The following is a 16,645-nucleotide window of genomic DNA, read 5'->3' on the forward strand; positions in this document are numbered from 1 at the left end:
ATGTTTTTGACAATGTTCTTGTTATTTCTTGTAATTGTGATATACTACCTAAAATGCTTTCACAAAATACACAAGGAGAAGTTATTATGAATCAAAGAAACCTGACCTTACTCACTGATTTTTATGAACTGACCATGATGCAGGGATATTTCAAAGAGCAGAATGCCAATGAGACCGTAATTTTCGATGCGTTTTACCGCGTCAATCCAAACGGCAACGGCTATGCGATCTGTGCAGGGCTGGAACAGGTAATCGAATATGTTGAAAATCTTCATTTTGATAAAGAAGATGTGGACTATCTCCGATCTACCGGAATGTTCGAAGAGGATTTTCTGGAATATCTGGCAAACTTTAAGTTTTCCGGCGACATCTATGCAATTCCGGAGGGAACCGTCGTATTTCCCCGGGAACCTCTTATAAAGGTAGTTGCACCGATTATGGAAGCGCAGCTGGTGGAAACCGCTATTTTAAACATTATCAACCATCAGAGCCTCATTGCCACAAAGACGGCCCGCGTCGTACATGCCGCTCAGGGTGATGGTATTATGGAATTCGGCCTGCGCCGTGCCCAGGGACCGGATGCCGGGATCTACGGCGCCAGAGCTGCAATGATTGCCGGCTGCATTGGAACATCCAACGTCCTGGCCGGCCAGATGTTTGACGTTCCGATCAAAGGCACTCATGCGCATAGCTGGATCATGAGCTTCCCTGATGAGCTTTCTGCATTCCGCGCTTATGCGAAGCTTTATCCATCCGCCTGCATTCTGCTTGTCGATACTTATGACACATTAAAATCCGGCGTTCCGAACGCGATTAAGGTTTTTCAGGAGATGAAAGACGCTGGAATCCCTCTCACCTTTTACGGTATCCGCCTCGACAGCGGCGACCTGGCATACCTGTCCAAAAAAGCAAAAGAAATGCTGGATGAGGCCGGTTTCTCTGATGCGGTCATATCGGCTTCCAACGATCTGGACGAATATTTGATCGACAGCCTGAAAATACAGGGAGCCACGATCAATTCCTGGGGCGTCGGTACCAACATGATTACTTCAAAAGACTGCCCTTCTTTCGGCGGTGTTTATAAACTGGCTGCCGTAATGGACAAGCAGACCGGAAAATTCATACCCAAAATCAAGTTATCTGAAAATGCCGAGAAGATTACGAATCCCGGCAACAAGACGATCTATCGAATCTATCAGAAGGACACTGGTAAAATTATTGCTGATCTGATTTGTCTCGCAGAAGAACAGTTTGACAGCAAAAATTCCCTGCTCCTCTTTGATCCAATCGAAACCTGGAAAAAAACTCATCTGGCGCCAAACAGCTATACGCTTCGCGAGCTTTTAATACCTGTTTTCAAGGGAGGAACCTGTATTTATCATTCACCGAAAGTCATGGATATTCAGGCATACTGCAGAAAAGAGCTGGATACCCTGTGGGATGAGTCACGCCGCCTGATCAATCCTCATGAAGTTCATGTGGATCTTTCCAATGAGCTTTGGCACGTAAAGAATCAGCTTCTTGACTCCTATCATTACGGTGAATAAGTTGTTCATTTTATATTCACAATCTTTTTACATCTGTGCTTAAATTTATTCATATTTGTCTTTTATACTGATTACAGTAGCAAAGCAAATAAAGCAAATACCAATGCTAGCCAAGCACACTATTAGATTAAATTTTTTTCATAATTGCCGGCTTTCCCACAAGGGAAGCCGGCTCCTCCCTTTTTATGGGGTGTTTTACACACATTTCTTTCTTCTTTCACCTGTTATCCCCAGATTCATATAATAATATAACTGAATTTCCAGGAGGTTCTCATGGATTCCTCTTACTTATCGGTAACAGGTACGGTAACCGCCATTGAAATGATGAATACATCTTCCAATGACTGGTGCGGCTGTTCCATGCTCATAACCATAATCTCTCCATCCCATGGCACAGCCAATCTTGTGATCGCACCTTACACTTATATTCTGGAGCAGGAACCGATCGCCGTCGGTGATACCATTACTGCCTTTTATTCTGCAACTGCTCCCATGCCTCTGATCTATCCGCCGCAGTATCGCGTCATGGCCGCTGCGAAAGATATTGCCGGCAGAAACGTCGTTCTGGATACATTTGATGCATCTCTTGTCAGCGGCAACGGTCTTTTAAAACTCACTCCTGACGCCTCGACACGTGTGATTCTCCCAAACGGACAGCCATATTCCGGTTCTTTAGAAGGCAGAACCATGCTTGCCGTTTACGGCGCTTCCACAAGAAGCATACCGGCGATTGCCACACCTTCTATCCTTGTTGTCTTCTGCTGCCAGAAGTAACAGGAGGCTCAATCTTTTCCCCTGATAAATACGCTCATTTTGCAGGGCTCTGCTGCCATCTCAAAGCAGCTTCCGCCCACACATAAGCACCACAGAACAGAATACAATAAAAAAGAAAGAAATCTTATCGTGCCATCTGGCCGGCTGTAGATTTCTTTCTTTTCAGTTATTCAATATTATTCATACCAGCAAAATTCTCTGCTGGATTTTTTTGCTGTGTACATGGCTGTGTCACTTCTCTGATAAACGGTTCTGAACTCTTCGTGACCATGTATCTGCGTGATTCCAATCGAACAGTTCGTCACACATTCCGGACAGATTTCTTCGGCTGTCTGCCTGAATCCTGCAGTCATTTTTCCAATCATCGCTTCTATTGCTGCCATCCCGATAGTCTCTGAAATAAGAACGGCAAACTCATCCCCTCCCATGCGCCCAATCACTGCCGTTGCAGGAAATACTTCCTTTAACAGACCCGCGGTCCGCTCCAGAACAATATCACCTGTCAAATGTCCATACAGATCATTAATTCCTTTAAAGTTGTCCACATCTATCATCAAAAAATATCCATCCTCTGTTTTTTCCAGCTTCTGACTCACATAAGACTCAAAACTCATTCTGTTGTAAAGTCCAGTCAGTAAGTCCAGCTCAGATCTTTCCTTAAAATACAGAAGCTTTTGCTGTAATTCCTTTACCTTCTCTTCCTCTGTCATTCTTCTTCCTCCGAGCGGCAGTATCTTAATCTTTCACGGCGCATATTTGCTCTAATTATAGAGCAATTCTACCTTATTTTTATCATAAAATCAATAGTAAGTTCCCATAATAACGAACAGAGGAGAATCTTATGGAACAAAAAATAAGGCATGATGTCTATCTTGGCCATAATATCAGACGCCTGCGGCTCTCCCGTGGTCTTACCCAGGAACAGACTACTGCGCGGATGCAGATTCTGGCTGCAGCCTCAGCAGAGGAACTTATGCAAAAATCGAAGCCGGCATACAAAATATCAGCGTTGAGGAACTTCTTGCTTTAAAAGAAGTATTTCACGCTGAATTTGAGGACTTTTTTTCATCCTATCTGCCCTCCGGCTTCTGATCCTGTTCTTTTTTACTTTTTCTGGAATTCTTTTCCTTCCCGGAGTATAATCATATTCTGTCAGGAGGATTGATCATGGAAAATTTCTTTCAATTCACAGCATGGCCGATGGTGCCGCCGCTTCCCTATTCTGCTTTTCACATGATTTTGAGCCTTTCAGGAATTATTCTGGCCATATGTTCTGCCCGTCTGCTTGCCGGATGTGCCGGAGCCGGAAAACATCCAGGCCGCGTGCTATTTATATCCGGCCTGTTCCTCTCAATTTGTGAACTGTACAAACAGGGATTTTTGTATACAATTGTCAACTCCGGCAGCTATGACTGGTGGTATTTCCCCTTCCAGCTCTGCAGCATACCGATGTATCTCTGCCTCCTTTATCCTTTTGTATCATCTGGCTCCCGTTATTCGATGATGAGTCAAAAAGTCTGCGCAACTTTTATACAGGATTTTGGACTTCTTGGCGGTTTTATGGCTCTGGCCGACCCATCCGGCCTTATGCACCCATACTGGACTCTGACTATGCACGGCTTCCTGTGGCATTTTATTCTTATTTTTATTGGCTTCTACTGTTGCTTCAGCAAGATCAGCGACCTTTCCTCAGGAAGCTTTTCCCGTGTGCTTCCTCTCTTTTTTCTGTGCTGTATCATCGCTACCGTGATCAATGTAGCTGCAGGACCTGACGGCAATGCCGATATGTTTTATATTACGCCCTATTATCCTTCGCTTCAGAGAGTATTTCATACAATTGCTCTATTCGCAGGAATTATTCCTGGAAATATCGTTTATCTGTTCTGCGTATGCCTTGGGGCCGGCCTGATCCACGAGGCTGCAGGCGTCTCATAACCCTATCAGAAAATAATTAGAATGCTGCTATTTATTTGTTGTAAATATGCCGCTCATCATTTATAATAATCTTATGGAGACATAGCTCAGCTGGGAGAGCATCTGCTTGACGTGTAGAGGGTCGCAGGTTCGAGTCCTGTTGTCTCCATTTTTTTATACTATCCAGCCACTATGTATGGAAAAAAGTCAAAAGAAGAGAGGTAATGGGCATGATCAGCTACAAGAATTTGTATGACAACGGCAACATGAAATTAATTTCAGAACGGGGATGTGTGAAGGTCTTTGAACACCAGAGGGATTTAAGTGTTACTCCAGCTTCCGCTGTGACCGCTTACTATGCAGCTGAAATGAACGTTCGGAAACGTCAGGTTTTAATCGAATTGGACGGAAATGCTTTTACTGTTCAGGCAGGTGCTATGCAGTGGATGGCAGGTGCCGTAAAGATGACTTCAGGCATCAAGGGTGTAGGCGACTTTTTTGGAAAGGCCATCGCCTCTAAGGTTACAAAAGAATCGTCTGCAAAGCCGGAGTATACAGGAAACGGCCTTGTGATGCTGGAGCCTACATATAAGCATATTATTTTGGAAGATGTTTCAGAATGGGGAAGCATGGTTCTGGAAGATGGCCTGTTTCTGGCATGTGATTCCAAAATCAAGCAAAACGTTGTTGCCAGATCGTCCCTTTCCTCTGCAGTTGCCGGTAAAGAAGGTCTCTTTAATCTCTGTCTTACAGGCAGCGGCATCGCTGTTTTGGAAAGCCCGGTTCCGTACGACGAATTAATTGAATTTACTTTAAAAGATGACGAAGTAAAGATCGACGGAAATATGGCAATCGCATGGTCCAATACCCTGAAATTTACGGTGGAGCGCTCTTCCAAATCCCTGGTTGGCTCCGCTGTATCCGGTGAAGGACTTGTAAACGTATACCGCGGCTCCGGTAAGATCCTTATGGCTCCGACTGAATAAAAAGCTGCATTCCTCACGGGAAAATGATTCTGCAAAGAAGCACGTGAGAACCCATGAAAGTAAGAGTACTGCAAAAGCACAAAAGCAATGCCCCCAATACCGGATCCGGCACCAGGCAGCAGCCTTGGAACACAATCCGGCATTGAGAGCATATGTGATTTTGTCTTTGCAGTACTCTTATTTTTTACATAATCTTATTTTTACGTAATCTCATCTTTTAGTGAACAGCAGGCCCGGCACAGACAAGCAGCCGGATCATTGAATCCATGACCCGTCCTCCCCTGTCATATAGCCGTCCGGCGTCCGTTCCCCCGCATACATTTTTCCTTTCTCACCATCGGAAACGGTATGAAAATAATACCACTTTCCATCGATCTGCCTCCAGCCGGAAGCCATGGCGCCGCCTTCATCTAAGTAAAACCATTTCTGATAGGATGGATCATAGAGCCAGCCCGTTTCCATTTTTCCATATGTTCCTGTATCCTGGCTCAGATAATACCAGACTTCTCCCTGGTTAAACCAGCCGGATTCCACAAAGGTATCTTCTTTGAAATAATACCATACCCCGCCTATTTTCTCCCAGGAAGACCGGGCATATGTTCCGTCATTTTTCATAAAGCGCCATCCGCTGTCTCTCTGTTCCCAAGAACCGTGAACCGTGTCTTCTCTCATCATCTGGTTCGTAACTTTCCCGGACTCTCTGTCGTCATCTCCTGAGCCAGTTCTTCCTCTTACCGTTATCCGGCAGACCGCCTGTCCGTCTCCTGCTTTCGCCGTTACATCAGCCTTACCTGGTTTTAATGCGAGTACCCGACCGCTTTTATCAACTGAAACGATGTCCGGCCTGTCTGAAGAATACATGATGGTCAGTTCTTCCTCTGCCTCCACCGTCGCTTCCAGTCTCTGCATCTCTCCCACATTCATGGTCAGACTTTCCGGTCTGATCTGTACCTTTGCCGGGACAGACTCGGTAATTTCGATCCGGCAGGAAGCCTTCAGACCAACATCGGCCATGCTGACTGCCGTTACCGTCACTTCTCCGGGTGCTTTTGCCGCAAGTACAGTAAATTCTTCTCCGCTTTCAGAAAGCTTCCTTTCCTCCTCCACACTGCCGATATCTCCTGTAATCTCCCAATAAATCTGCGGGCTCCCCGGGTTAAAATAATCGCTGTCCGAATACAGTGCGGCAGAAAGATTTAGTGGTATCTTCTGTCCTTTTTTGAGTTTTAAGGAAATCGTCCCGCCAGTAATCACATCTTCCTGCGAAATGAGATTTACTCCCCTTGGATAATTAATCAGCTGATTGCCATACCGTAAATAACTGGCTTCCAGCGCGCCTGCCGCCGCAAATGCCCAACACAGATAACTATTTCCCTGATGCTTCGCCTTTGTGATCAGGTTGTAATCCCTGGAATTATATTTCTCGGGGAAGTTCAGGTTGAGGGAAGCCGTATCAATCTCATCGGCATTTTCAAAACTCACGATACCCTCGTCCTCAGTTCGTATTCTCAACATGTTCAAAGAAGCTTTCATCTCTGCTTCTTCTTTTTCGGCCAGCCTCGTTTCTTCCCTGTCATCCTCCAGAATCATTTCATCCGAACCAATCTTATCCCCCGCCTCAGAGGCAGTGCCTTTGCGATTGGACCATCGTCACTTTCATATTCTGCTTCTGAATCCGTACTCGTTTTCATTTTCTCCGGTTCCGGTCGCTGATGTTCCATTTTTATTCCGGTTTCCGACGGTGTAGCCTTTGTCTCATTAACTGCACTGCTGTTTCCGGTACCGGAAGCAGCCCCTGCTTCCGACGGTGTAGACGTATTAGCTTTTTCAACATACTCTGATTTTGTAGCTGTGTCCGGCTGCGCCTCCGGATGAGGTACGGTAGAAGTGTCATATCCTTCCGCCTTTTCTTTATTATCCAATATCGTAATCTCACTTTTTAGCGGAGAATATGTATAGGCATAAATGCAGGGGTATTCTCCCACAGCCGACGCATCCCATCCTTGCTCCTCTTCGTCCCAGCTGTCATAATAAAACGATTTTCCAGGAATTGCTTTCGTTCCATTAATCCACCCCTCCCGGTCGTGGCATGAATAAAAGATTAAATCTCTGCTATCATCGGAAGAGATGGCTACATGAACTTCAAAATCAGTGTCCGCCGGAATCATAATTCCGTCCTCCAGCCTCATCGTATAAAATCCCGGATATTTCAGATAACCTGACTTGATCTTCTGAACCGCCCCGTCTCCTATACGAACTCCAATCTCATAAGATACATCATTGTGCGGTTCAGCAAAGCCTACCGCCCTTAGGACTTCACCCGTTCCTTCGTTACGAAAAACCTGAACTCCTCTCAGAAAACCGCTGTTTTGATATGCTCCATTGTCAATTCCTCCTGCCGAATTGCTGTACAGATGGTTATAATTATCCCTGCTCTCGCTTGGTGCGAACGCTGACGGCACCTTATCCGCACCGCCAAAATCAGCCGATTCATAGGAAACGTAATAGTATTCCGGGTACATTTCAGCGTCGGCTCCCTCACCTTCAGCTCCATAGGAGTCACGGCAAATCCATGCGCCGTCGTGTTCCGGCATGGTTTCATCAATCAGACTGATGACCGGTTCATCCATTCCGGAATCGATATCCCAGTCCCGCTTTGTAACACGGAAGTTTTCCCTCTTTACCGTGTCGTCCCAGCCTACAATCAGCACTGCATGGCCGCCCATTTTATCATATTCCCAGTCCTCCGGCGCATAGAAGTATCTGTAATCCCATTGTGGATATCCATCGCCTGGATTCTTATCTCTATAATTATAGCTGGTGGTCATCCCTGTATCAATGGCGCCATATGTCATAATCGCATTCTTCCAGTGCTCCATATAGCTGCCTGTACTGTTATGGCTCGGCACCATAATTACATTCTGTTCATGAAATTCCGGCTCCGCCTTTTTGTAATGAATATATTCACTGGGCGTTTCCTTAAAATCACCTTTCTGATAATAAGGCATGACTGATTCATTCACTGGTCCCTGCCAGTGGGCAAGATAGTGAATGATATGAACGGGGGAACCACCTTTATTCTTCTCCTCTGCATTTTGGACATTGTAAAACCGGAACGGTGATTCCGGATCAAATATGGCCCCTGCAATATGCGCCTCTGAATAATCCGGCGCCTTTTTTCTGTCAGCCTGTCTGGATATCCTCAAGGTGTAAGAAGACGCTTCGATCCCTTCCTGAGGGACAATGCGCAGCGTGTAGGTTCCCGCTTCCAGGCCAGCCGGTTCCAGTAACTGGCTGTCTGGCCTTCTGGAGGCTCCAATTACACTGCCCTTTGAGATCAGTTCCAGACCGCAGGGATACTCCGACTGCAGCAGTACCGTTAAATCCGTCTCTTCCTCCAGGTGGAAGGAATAACTGTCCACATCATCCGGCGAAGAGATTGCGGCCTCAATCTGGCTTGGAAATGATAGGATAACTTCCCCATCGCCCTCCAGTTCTTCCCATCGATCCCTCGTATCAGACTTAACTTCTGGAATATCTCCGTCTATATCCCCTTCCATTTTTTCTGCAAAGCTGGGATAAGCATAAGCCGGAATCGGCTCAAATACCAAAATTCCGTTCAGACTCAGCATAACCGTTACGAGAATTCCCGCCGTATACGCTCTGCACTTTTTCCTGATCATTCCTGATCGGTCTCTCAATCTCTCTTTCATCTCTCCGACTCCCTGCTTCTATGAATCTGTATACATCCATATCTGTTTCAAAACACATTAAAATGACCTTATCACCAATTATATCACAGAAACGGATTCTAATGAAATAAAAAGCAGAAACTACGCAGGGGTAAGAACAAGGTTTTTCCTATGGAACAAAAAATCACGTAAACTCAATAGTTTACGTGATTTTTAATACTTATCTGTTAAAGCTGCTGACGGGAATCGGACCCGTGACCTCCGCACTACCAATGCGACGCTCTACCGACTGAGCCACAGCAGCTTGTTTGCTTGTGTTCCACAAACCTTGGATATATTATCATGAAAAGCTGTGTTTGTCAACTGGAAATACAATTTTCCACTGGTTTTTACAGAGGGGTCTACAACGAAAAGACGGGAACCGGCTTGACCTTACGGCCAAGCCGCAGATAACGTTCCACACCTATTCCCGTCACATTATTATTTTTAATTTACAGCAGATTTTCAGGGTTTAATGCCTGAAGGCTGTCCGGTACAAACCGTCCGTCTTTGCGGATCAGTACGCCGTCAAACCAGATTTCTCCGCCGCCCCACTCTGGTGTCTGAATGGAAATCAGATCCCAGTGTACGGATGAATGATTCCCATTCGTCGTATTATCATAGGAATTACCAGGTGTCAGATGGAAACTTCCCGCTATTTTCTCATCGAAGAGAATGTCCAGAATCGGTTCTTTAATGACCGGATTGACTCCGAGAGCGAACTCTCCTATGTAGCGGGCTCCTTCATCGATATCGAAAATCTGGTTCATCCTGTCCGTATGGTCAGAAACAGCATCTACAATCTTACCGTCCCTAAATGTCAATGTCACATCATGGAATGTCACCCCATCACAGATGGACGGCACATTATAATAAATCACTCCATTAACCGAATCCTTCACAGGAGCCGTATAGATTTCTCCGTCCGGAATATTGCGGTTTCCGCTCATGGGACTCGAACCGATTCCTTTTATGGAAAATGTGATATCTGTTTTCGGTCCTGTAATATGAACCATATCCGTCCGGTTCATCAGCTCGGCAAGAGGCTCCATCGCTTTTGCCATCTGATCATAGTCCAGAAGACATGCCGCAAAATAGAAATCTTCATATTCTTCCGTACTCATGCCGGCCAGCTGTGCCATAGCGTCATTTGGATAGCGCATAACAGACCACTTTGTGTGATTGCAGCGCTGGCTCAGATGAATCGGTCCCCAGTACTCTTTCCTGTAAATTCCCATCTTATCATCGGGAACCTTATTCCAAACACTGATATTTTCCGTCGCACGGATATCAATATAAGCATCCATGTCTTTCATTCTGGCAAGCTCGTAAGAGGCTACGTCTCTCATATGCTGTTCGCTTGCCCCCGCAATCATGGCCCCTTCCAGCACATAATCAAACTCGTGAAAAAACGGCTCGCCTCCGGCTTTATACGCTTCTTCAATCAAAGCTTTAGCCAATGGCCGTTCATGGCCGTGAAGTTCAATCAGAATTTTCTCGCCCTTCTGAAGGTATACGGCGTGCTGAATCAAAAACCTGGCAAACTTTCGGATTCTGGGATCTTCCATTTCTTTTCCTCCTTAATCCTTAGCTCTCCTGCTGGCCGTACAGATCTTCAATCGGCTTACTGCCTTTTGTAACAGCGCTCACGATAATGATAGCAAGAACTGATACCGGTACGGAAATAATGGCACTCTTGATTCCATATGGAGACTGAAGAACCACGTCCCATACAATCGTCGTAATTCCTCCGGCCAGGATACCGCAAATACCGCCTGCCGGCGTAACTTTTTTAGAGAACAGTGCACATAACAGTGCAGGTGTAATCGCTGCTCCATACATGCTGTAGGAGTACATCTGAACGGCCAGAACGCTCGGGAAAAGCATACAGAGTGCACAGCCGATCACGGATACCGCAACGACCATAGCCCGAAGGAAAACGAGCTTTTCTTTGTCTGTTGCATCCTTTTTGATATATTTTGCCCAGATATCATAGGTGATGTTCGTCGCGGACGACAGCAGATAGGAATCGGCCGTAGTAATAACGAATGCCACGCACGCTGCCATCAGAAGACCGCCGACTACAAATGGAAGATATCCGATTGCGATCTGGAAAATGATTGTATCCGCTGTTTTACCTTCCGGAATCTGCGGAATCAGGAAAATACCTGCTGTTACAACGAGAATTGTCAGCGTTACAACTGTCATCTCTCCGAAGAACATGCCGATGTTGGATTTCTTAGCCTCTTTACTGCTCTTTGCAGAGGAAAAACGCTGCATCATATTCTGATCGCCGAGAATCAGGAAAAATGACGGAATCATATATCCCAGAAGCTGAATCACGTTTAAGGTTGCCGTCGGGCTGCTCTTCGCTGCCGGAAGGCTGGCAAATGCATGGCTGATTCCGCCGATCTGGTTGTAAAGCAGAGGAACTGCGATCAGGAATCCGCCTACCATCAGCAGGGCGCTCATGGCATCCGTGTAAGCAACCGTCATCATTCCACCGCTGACGGTTAAAACGATAATACCTACCGCTGCAATTACGGTAGCAAGGCCCTGATCCATGCCTGTCGTTACATTGATAATCTGTCCGGCAGCTTTAAACTGTGTTGCCGCAATACCGATATACGCCAGAATAATGCAGACAGCCGATACAAAGCTTCCCACCTTGCCGTATCTGGCCTCAAAAATCTCCGGAATGGTATATTTCGCACACTGACGTACCTTTCCTGCTACGAAATACAGCGCGATGATTCCGAGAGGCGGTCCCATAAAATGTATGATTCCTACAAAGGGACCATATGTATAAATAACGTTAGGCGAACCGGTAACACCGCCTCCGCCGCACCAGGAAGCCAGCAGTGTTCCCACCAGTACAACAAGCGGAAGGCTGCGGCCTGCGACAACAAAGTCATCTGAATTCTTCACCTTGCGGTGTCCGATAAAGATACCGACAACGACCAGAATGACCAGATATGCCAGAATGACATACAAATAACTCATACCCAATTACCTCCTATTTTTTCTGACAATTTAGAAATACTATTACTTCATTATAGCAGAGCGTGAAAGTTGTGTCAATCAAAAGGCGGAATACTGCTTGTTTTTCCATAATTCCTGTATTATAGTTATGATAGTTCTAAAATCAGAAGGCGCACTGTCTTTTTTGTCCGCTGAATTTATTAAAAAAATGATACAGGAGGAATCGATCATGAACAAATCAAGGCTCGAACATGTGCTGAATCACATGAAACAGGAGGGAATTCCCAGATGATCATCAGTGATCCCAGCGCTATTTTCTATTTGACAGGGTACTACCATTTCCCATGGGAAAGGCTTTACGCACTCTATCTTTCCGAAACCGGCGGCCATAAATTTTTCCTCAATACGCTGTTTACCGTCCCTGACGATCTAGGAGTGGAAAAAGTCTGGTATGCTGACGGAGAAGATGGGGTGAAACTGATCGCAGATGCTGCCGACCATAACAAACCTCTCGGCATCGATAAAGATTTTCCCGCACGTTTCCTGCTTCCGCTGATGAACTATAACGCTGCCGCTTCTTATCACGTCGCTTCACAATGCGTGGACCGCGCCCGTGCATTAAAGGATGAAGAGGAACGTGAATGTATGAGAAAAGCTTCTCTTTTAAACGATGCATGCATGAAGCGCCTTCCTTCCATGATTAAAGAAGGCATGACGGAATTGGAGGCTGCTGATATCGTCATCTCTTTATACAAGGAACTGGGAGCCGACGGCACGAGCTTCACTCCTCTTATTGCATTCGGCGCCAATGCCGCCGTCGGCCATCACGATCCGGACAATACCCGGCTGAAAAGAGGGGACTGTATTCTGGTGGATATCGGATGTAAAAAAGACAATTTCTGCTCAGATATGACGCGTACCTTCTTCCTTGGAGAAGCCACGGAACATCAGCAAGAAATTTACAATCTCGTACTCAAAGCCAATTTGGCAGCGGAAGCTATGATTAAACCAGGCGTTCGTTTCTGTGACATCGATAAAACTGCCCGCGATATCATAACAGCCGGCGGATACGGACCGAATTTCACTCACCGCCTTGGCCATTCCATCGGCATGCAGGATCATGAATCCGGGGATGTTTCCAGTGCAAATACGGATTGTGTACAGGAGGGAATGTGTTTTTCCATTGAACCTGGCATCTACGTAGAAGGAGATACCGGAGTTAGAATTGAAGATCTGGTTATTGTAACAAAAGACGGCTGCGAGATCTTAAATCATGAGCCGAAGGATCTGATGATTCTGTAACACTTCTTTTTTTCAGACATAAAGTAAAGTAAAAAGTACCAGAGGTATGTTTATGGCTGAAAACAATTCTTCCGCCACCGCGGCAGGCTGCCTTTCCAATATGGAACTGCAGACTGCTTCAGACGGCGGTTACAGCTGTGGCTGCACTGCGGATTCCCGCTCTTTTAACAACGTTTCTTCGCAGTCACAGGAAAATATTCTTGCCCCGCTTCCAAAATCTCCCGAAGAAACAGGCGTCACCCTGTTAGACACAGCTGATACCCCATCCAACTGGACTTCTTATCCGGAGGATGCCTTTACTTATGGGGAGGTACGATTTCTAATTGCCGCCTCCACCCCATTTCCGCTGACAATTTCTATCGATAATACAGTGTATGCACAGAATGCCCGTTTTGGGACAATCGGAGATTACAACTTCGTTCCGGACGGGTTCCATAATGTAACAATTACGCGCGCTTCCGGTCCGCGGACCGTGCTCTTTGAGAAAATGTTCCCTTTCCGCGCCGGAGAAAAGAGTACAATGGTCGTTATGGATTCAGAGACCACCGGCCTGGGAATTTCCCAGCTGTCGGATACTCCCTGCAATAACCTTACAGGAAATTACGGCTGTTACCGCGTTGCCAACATGTCATTTGTAGGCTCGTTCTACGACATTCTGCTTCAGACAGGAGAAACCGTATTTCACGATGTTTCCTATAACACGGTGACCCCATATAAACAGGCGCAGGAAGGCAGCTGGAAGTTCCAGGTTGCCGGCCTTTCCTGCTCTGACACATATCGTGAAATACCGGTCATTTCATCTGGAATATACCGTTCTTCCTGCACCTGGTCCTCTCCGGTTCTTACTATTTCTGCTGATATTGCAGCCGGAAAAAGCTATACGACCTATCTGATCGGCAATAACTGGTCTGACTACAGCCTGCGCGCAATTACCGTAGAGGACTAGACTTCTCTATCCGGAACAGACCACATAGTTCATGACGTATTTACTCAAGAACACCTTCATAGTTTTGTCTCAGTATTTCACAGGATGACTGAAAACGCTCCATCTCTTCTTTTGAAAGGTTAAGCGTAAGGACCCTCTGAACGCCGTCCTGAGTTATGATGCACGGTACGCCGGCAAACACATCTCTCTGGCCGTATTCCCCCTTTAAATTGGCTGATACGGTCAGAACACTGTGTTCGTCTCCCAGCAAAGCCTTTGTAATCCTGGTCATTGCCATTCCGATTCCATAATAGGTCGCCTTCTTCGCTTCAACAATTCTGTATCCTGCGTCCCGCACTTCCGACGCAATCTCATCCAGCTTGTCGCTGCAGATCTCGCCGTCGCTCTCCTCACACAGATCCAGAATTGGCCTTGTGGCAAGCATCGCCTGACTCCATGGCACGAATTCACTGTCTCCATGTTCGCCCATAACGTATGCATGAACGTTTCTGGGATCCGCTTTCAGATAATCCCCCAGCAGATAACGAAGCCTTGCCGTATCAAGGGTAGTTCCCGTACCAATGACTCTTCTTGGATTAAATCCAGACAGATCGCAGGTAATCCGCGTCATGATATCAACCGGATTCGTTGCGACGAGAAAAATCCCGTTAAAGCCGGATTCTGTCACCGGTTCTATAATCGAGCGGAATACCTGTGCATTTCTCTTCAGCAGATCCAGCCTTGTCTCACCTGGTTTCTGAGCCACACCTGCGCTGATTGCTACGATATCGGCATCTCGGCAGTCCTTGTAATCGCCTGCATAGATATTCATATTGGCGCCTGAAAATGCCAAACCATGGCTTAAATCCATGGCTTCTCCTTCTGCTCTCGTACGATTGACGTCAATTAAAACGAGCTCATCGCACACATTCTGGTTCAGCATGGCATACGCATAGCTCATGCCTACCATACCTGTTCCCACCAGTGCAACTTTCTTTTTCCCTATTCTCATAATGAAAACCTCTTTTCTGTCAGATTAGCTGTTCCTATATCTATTATATTTTGTTTCTGATTTGCTTTAATTATACCATCCGGCTATATTATATGCAATATAATTGATAATAGTTATCATTATTTATTCTAAACAATCCACCTCTAATTATTACTGACCAGGTATCTTCAACAGACAGACCGGCCGCAGGCCGGACAGGATATTCTGTTTCCTTTGCAATATCGGTTTCCTCTCTGATTCCGCAGCGGCCTGGTTTCTTATGACTGAACCTCCATTCTGCAGAAAGGTTCAAAGCTGCCGCAAAAAAGATACCATCTCCGCCCTCAGTATTTATATTGGGTGGAAATGATATCCGGATAATCATATTGAAATTATATGGAGAAACTATCCCCTGTTCAGCTTTTTCTCCATCAATTCGCCGTTGGAACTATATGCCACAGCATTTTCCCTGCTGATAATCCCATTGCGGTACAGTGTAATCAGGCTGCTGTCCATAGAAAGCATTCCCTCTCCCTGGGAAGCTGCGATCACACCATCTATCTGATGAATTTTAGCCTCACGGATCATATTTCTGAGCGCATTATTTAAAAACATGATCTCAAAAGCCGGATAAAGACCGCCGGTTTCCGAAGGGATCAGTTGCTGAGACACGACCGCCTGGAGTACCATGGCAATCTGTGCCCTGATCTGCTGCTGCTGATTCGGCGGAAAGGCATCGATAATCCTGTCAATCGTATTGGCCGCCCCGACCGTATGCAGCGTCGAAATAACGAGATGGCCCGTCTCTGCCGCCGTCATGGCCGTGCGAATTGTTTCATAATCACGCATTTCTCCCAGCAGAATAACGTCAGGAGCCTGTCTGAGCGCCGCCCGAAGTCCTGACACATAACTCTCCGTATCCGTAACGATTTCTCTCTGTGTTACGACGCTGAGCTTATGGCGGTGAAGGTATTCGATGGGGTCCTCCAATGTTATAACATGGGCATTTCTTGTATTGTTGATCTCGTCAATAATGCACGCCAGAGTCGTACTTTTTCCGCTTCCGGCCGGCCCAGTCACCAGTACAAGCCCCTTGTTCATCTTAGCGATATCGATTACTGTTTTCGGGAGATGAAGCGCCTCAAAATCAGGCAGTTCAAATGTTACTACGCGGATTACAGCAGCCAGGGAACCTCTCTGCCTCAGCACGCTGGCGCGGAATCTGGAAACGCCCCGGATTGCAAACGAAAAATCGTCATCTCCCGTTTCCAGAACTTTCTTCAGATCCCTTCCTCCGGCAAGCTCGTAAATCTGCCGGATAATTTCATTCATCTCGTCAGGATAAATTTTTCTGTCGTCCTGGCATACTATTCTGCCGCCGATCTTATATGAAAACGGCATGCCTGGAATCAGAAAGATATCACCTGCTTCCCGTTCTACTGCCTTTGTCAGCAATTCCTGTGCCGTATATTCCATAACTCCTTCGTTCCTCC

The 16,645-nt window shown here is 46.2% G+C and carries 12 protein-coding genes, 2 tRNA genes and 1 pseudogene; 7 read left to right on the forward strand and 8 right to left on the reverse strand.

The genetic code is table 11. The features are described 5' to 3' along the window. Positions 1–86: 86 nt before the first annotated feature. Positions 87–1,547, forward strand: a complete 1,461-nt coding sequence (locus DXA13_RS11335; RefSeq protein ID WP_118244500.1) for a nicotinate phosphoribosyltransferase — start codon at positions 87–89, stop codon at positions 1,545–1,547. A gap of 273 nt (positions 1,548–1,820) precedes the next feature. Then, positions 1,821–2,321 carry a hypothetical protein gene (locus DXA13_RS11340; RefSeq protein ID WP_118244502.1) on the forward strand — a complete coding sequence of 167 codons (501 nt, stop codon included), beginning with the start codon at positions 1,821–1,823 and terminating at the stop codon, positions 2,319–2,321. 176 nt (positions 2,322–2,497) lie between these two features. Here DXA13_RS11340 and DXA13_RS11345 read toward each other — a convergent pair whose 3' ends face one another. Further along, positions 2,498–3,031 (reverse strand): GGDEF domain-containing protein, encoded by a 534-nt coding sequence (locus DXA13_RS11345; RefSeq protein ID WP_118244504.1) that lies wholly within the window; start codon positions 3,029–3,031, stop codon positions 2,498–2,500. Between the two features lie 457 nt (positions 3,032–3,488). Here DXA13_RS11345 and DXA13_RS11355 point away from each other — a divergent pair, with 457 nt between their 5' ends. The 3 genes from DXA13_RS11355 (at position 3,489) to DXA13_RS11365 (ending at position 5,221) form a co-directional block, all read left to right on the forward strand. Then, positions 3,489–4,256: a YwaF family protein gene (locus DXA13_RS11355; protein ID WP_118244507.1), complete on the forward strand. Its 768-nt coding sequence runs from the start codon at positions 3,489–3,491 to the stop codon at positions 4,254–4,256. Between the two features lie 75 nt (positions 4,257–4,331). Next, positions 4,332–4,404 (forward strand) — tRNA-Val (locus DXA13_RS11360). Positions 4,405–4,465: 61 nt separating this feature from the next. After that, complete coding sequence (locus DXA13_RS11365) at positions 4,466–5,221, forward strand: AIM24 family protein (RefSeq protein WP_118244611.1); 756 nt, start codon at positions 4,466–4,468, stop codon at positions 5,219–5,221. Positions 5,222–5,476: 255 nt separating this feature from the next. On the opposite strand, the gene DXA13_RS11370 is transcribed toward DXA13_RS11365, so the two are convergent. The 5 genes from DXA13_RS11370 to DXA13_RS11390 form a co-directional block, all read right to left on the reverse strand. Further along, positions 5,477–6,811, reverse strand: a complete 1,335-nt coding sequence (locus DXA13_RS11370; protein WP_118244509.1) for an Ig-like domain-containing protein — start codon at positions 6,809–6,811, stop codon at positions 5,477–5,479. Next, the gene (locus tag DXA13_RS11375) at positions 6,808–8,934 is read right to left on the reverse strand and encodes a lectin like domain-containing protein (RefSeq protein ID WP_118244511.1); all 2,127 of its coding nucleotides are present in this window, start codon (positions 8,932–8,934) and stop codon (positions 6,808–6,810) included. Before DXA13_RS11375 ends, DXA13_RS11370 begins: the two co-directional genes overlap by 4 nt. 210 nt (positions 8,935–9,144) lie before the next feature. Then, positions 9,145–9,217, reverse strand: a tRNA-Thr gene (locus tag DXA13_RS11380). Between the two features lie 187 nt (positions 9,218–9,404). Next, the gene (locus DXA13_RS11385) at positions 9,405–10,520 is read right to left on the reverse strand and encodes an aminopeptidase (RefSeq protein WP_118244513.1); all 1,116 of its coding nucleotides are present in this window, start codon (positions 10,518–10,520) and stop codon (positions 9,405–9,407) included. A 19-nt stretch (positions 10,521–10,539) separates the two neighbouring features. Beyond that, positions 10,540–11,955: a sodium:solute symporter family protein gene (locus tag DXA13_RS11390; protein ID WP_118244516.1), complete on the reverse strand. Its 1,416-nt coding sequence runs from the start codon at positions 11,953–11,955 to the stop codon at positions 10,540–10,542. A 208-nt stretch (positions 11,956–12,163) separates the two neighbouring features. Here DXA13_RS11390 and DXA13_RS11395 point away from each other — a divergent pair. Both DXA13_RS11395 and DXA13_RS11400 read left to right on the forward strand, forming a co-directional pair. After that, positions 12,164–13,236, forward strand: a pseudogene (locus DXA13_RS11395) (Xaa-Pro peptidase family protein). A 52-nt stretch (positions 13,237–13,288) separates the two neighbouring features. After that, complete coding sequence (locus DXA13_RS11400) at positions 13,289–14,182, forward strand: DUF4397 domain-containing protein (RefSeq protein WP_181995634.1); 894 nt, start codon at positions 13,289–13,291, stop codon at positions 14,180–14,182. Between the two features lie 40 nt (positions 14,183–14,222). On the opposite strand, the gene DXA13_RS11405 is transcribed toward DXA13_RS11400, so the two are convergent. Beyond that, positions 14,223–15,173: an L-lactate dehydrogenase gene (locus DXA13_RS11405; RefSeq protein WP_118244522.1), complete on the reverse strand. Its 951-nt coding sequence runs from the start codon at positions 15,171–15,173 to the stop codon at positions 14,223–14,225. A 384-nt stretch (positions 15,174–15,557) separates the two neighbouring features. Further along, positions 15,558–16,628 (reverse strand): PilT/PilU family type 4a pilus ATPase, encoded by a 1,071-nt coding sequence (locus DXA13_RS11415; RefSeq protein WP_118244613.1) that lies wholly within the window; start codon positions 16,626–16,628, stop codon positions 15,558–15,560. Positions 16,629–16,645 lie beyond the last annotated feature (17 nt).

Origin of the sequence: Clostridium sp. AM58-1XD (assembly GCF_003464085.1) — a bacterium.
Lineage (GTDB): Bacteria > Bacillota > Clostridia > Lachnospirales > Lachnospiraceae > Lachnoclostridium_A.

Excerpts from the sequence above, each read along its gene's own strand:
- DXA13_RS11335 (WP_118244500.1), top strand. The coding sequence starts at position 87 with ATGAATCAAAGAAACCTGACCTTACTCACTGATTTTTATGAACTGACC.
- DXA13_RS11415 (WP_118244613.1), bottom strand. The coding sequence starts at position 16,628 with ATGGAATATACGGCACAGGAATTGCTGACAAAGGCAGTAGAACGGGAA.
- DXA13_RS11345 (WP_118244504.1), bottom strand. The coding sequence starts at position 3,031 with ATGACAGAGGAAGAGAAGGTAAAGGAATTACAGCAAAAGCTTCTGTAT.
- DXA13_RS11385 (WP_118244513.1), bottom strand. The coding sequence starts at position 10,520 with ATGGAAGATCCCAGAATCCGAAAGTTTGCCAGGTTTTTGATTCAGCAC.
- DXA13_RS11375 (WP_118244511.1), bottom strand. The coding sequence starts at position 8,934 with ATGAAAGAGAGATTGAGAGACCGATCAGGAATGATCAGGAAAAAGTGC.
- DXA13_RS11405 (WP_118244522.1), bottom strand. The coding sequence starts at position 15,173 with ATGAGAATAGGGAAAAAGAAAGTTGCACTGGTGGGAACAGGTATGGTA.
- DXA13_RS11400 (WP_181995634.1), top strand. The coding sequence starts at position 13,289 with ATGGCTGAAAACAATTCTTCCGCCACCGCGGCAGGCTGCCTTTCCAAT.
- DXA13_RS11390 (WP_118244516.1), bottom strand. The coding sequence starts at position 11,955 with ATGAGTTATTTGTATGTCATTCTGGCATATCTGGTCATTCTGGTCGTT.
- DXA13_RS11365 (WP_118244611.1), top strand. The coding sequence starts at position 4,466 with ATGATCAGCTACAAGAATTTGTATGACAACGGCAACATGAAATTAATT.
- DXA13_RS11370 (WP_118244509.1), bottom strand. The coding sequence starts at position 6,811 with ATGATTCTGGAGGATGACAGGGAAGAAACGAGGCTGGCCGAAAAAGAA.
- DXA13_RS11340 (WP_118244502.1), top strand. The coding sequence starts at position 1,821 with ATGGATTCCTCTTACTTATCGGTAACAGGTACGGTAACCGCCATTGAA.
- DXA13_RS11355 (WP_118244507.1), top strand. The coding sequence starts at position 3,489 with ATGGAAAATTTCTTTCAATTCACAGCATGGCCGATGGTGCCGCCGCTT.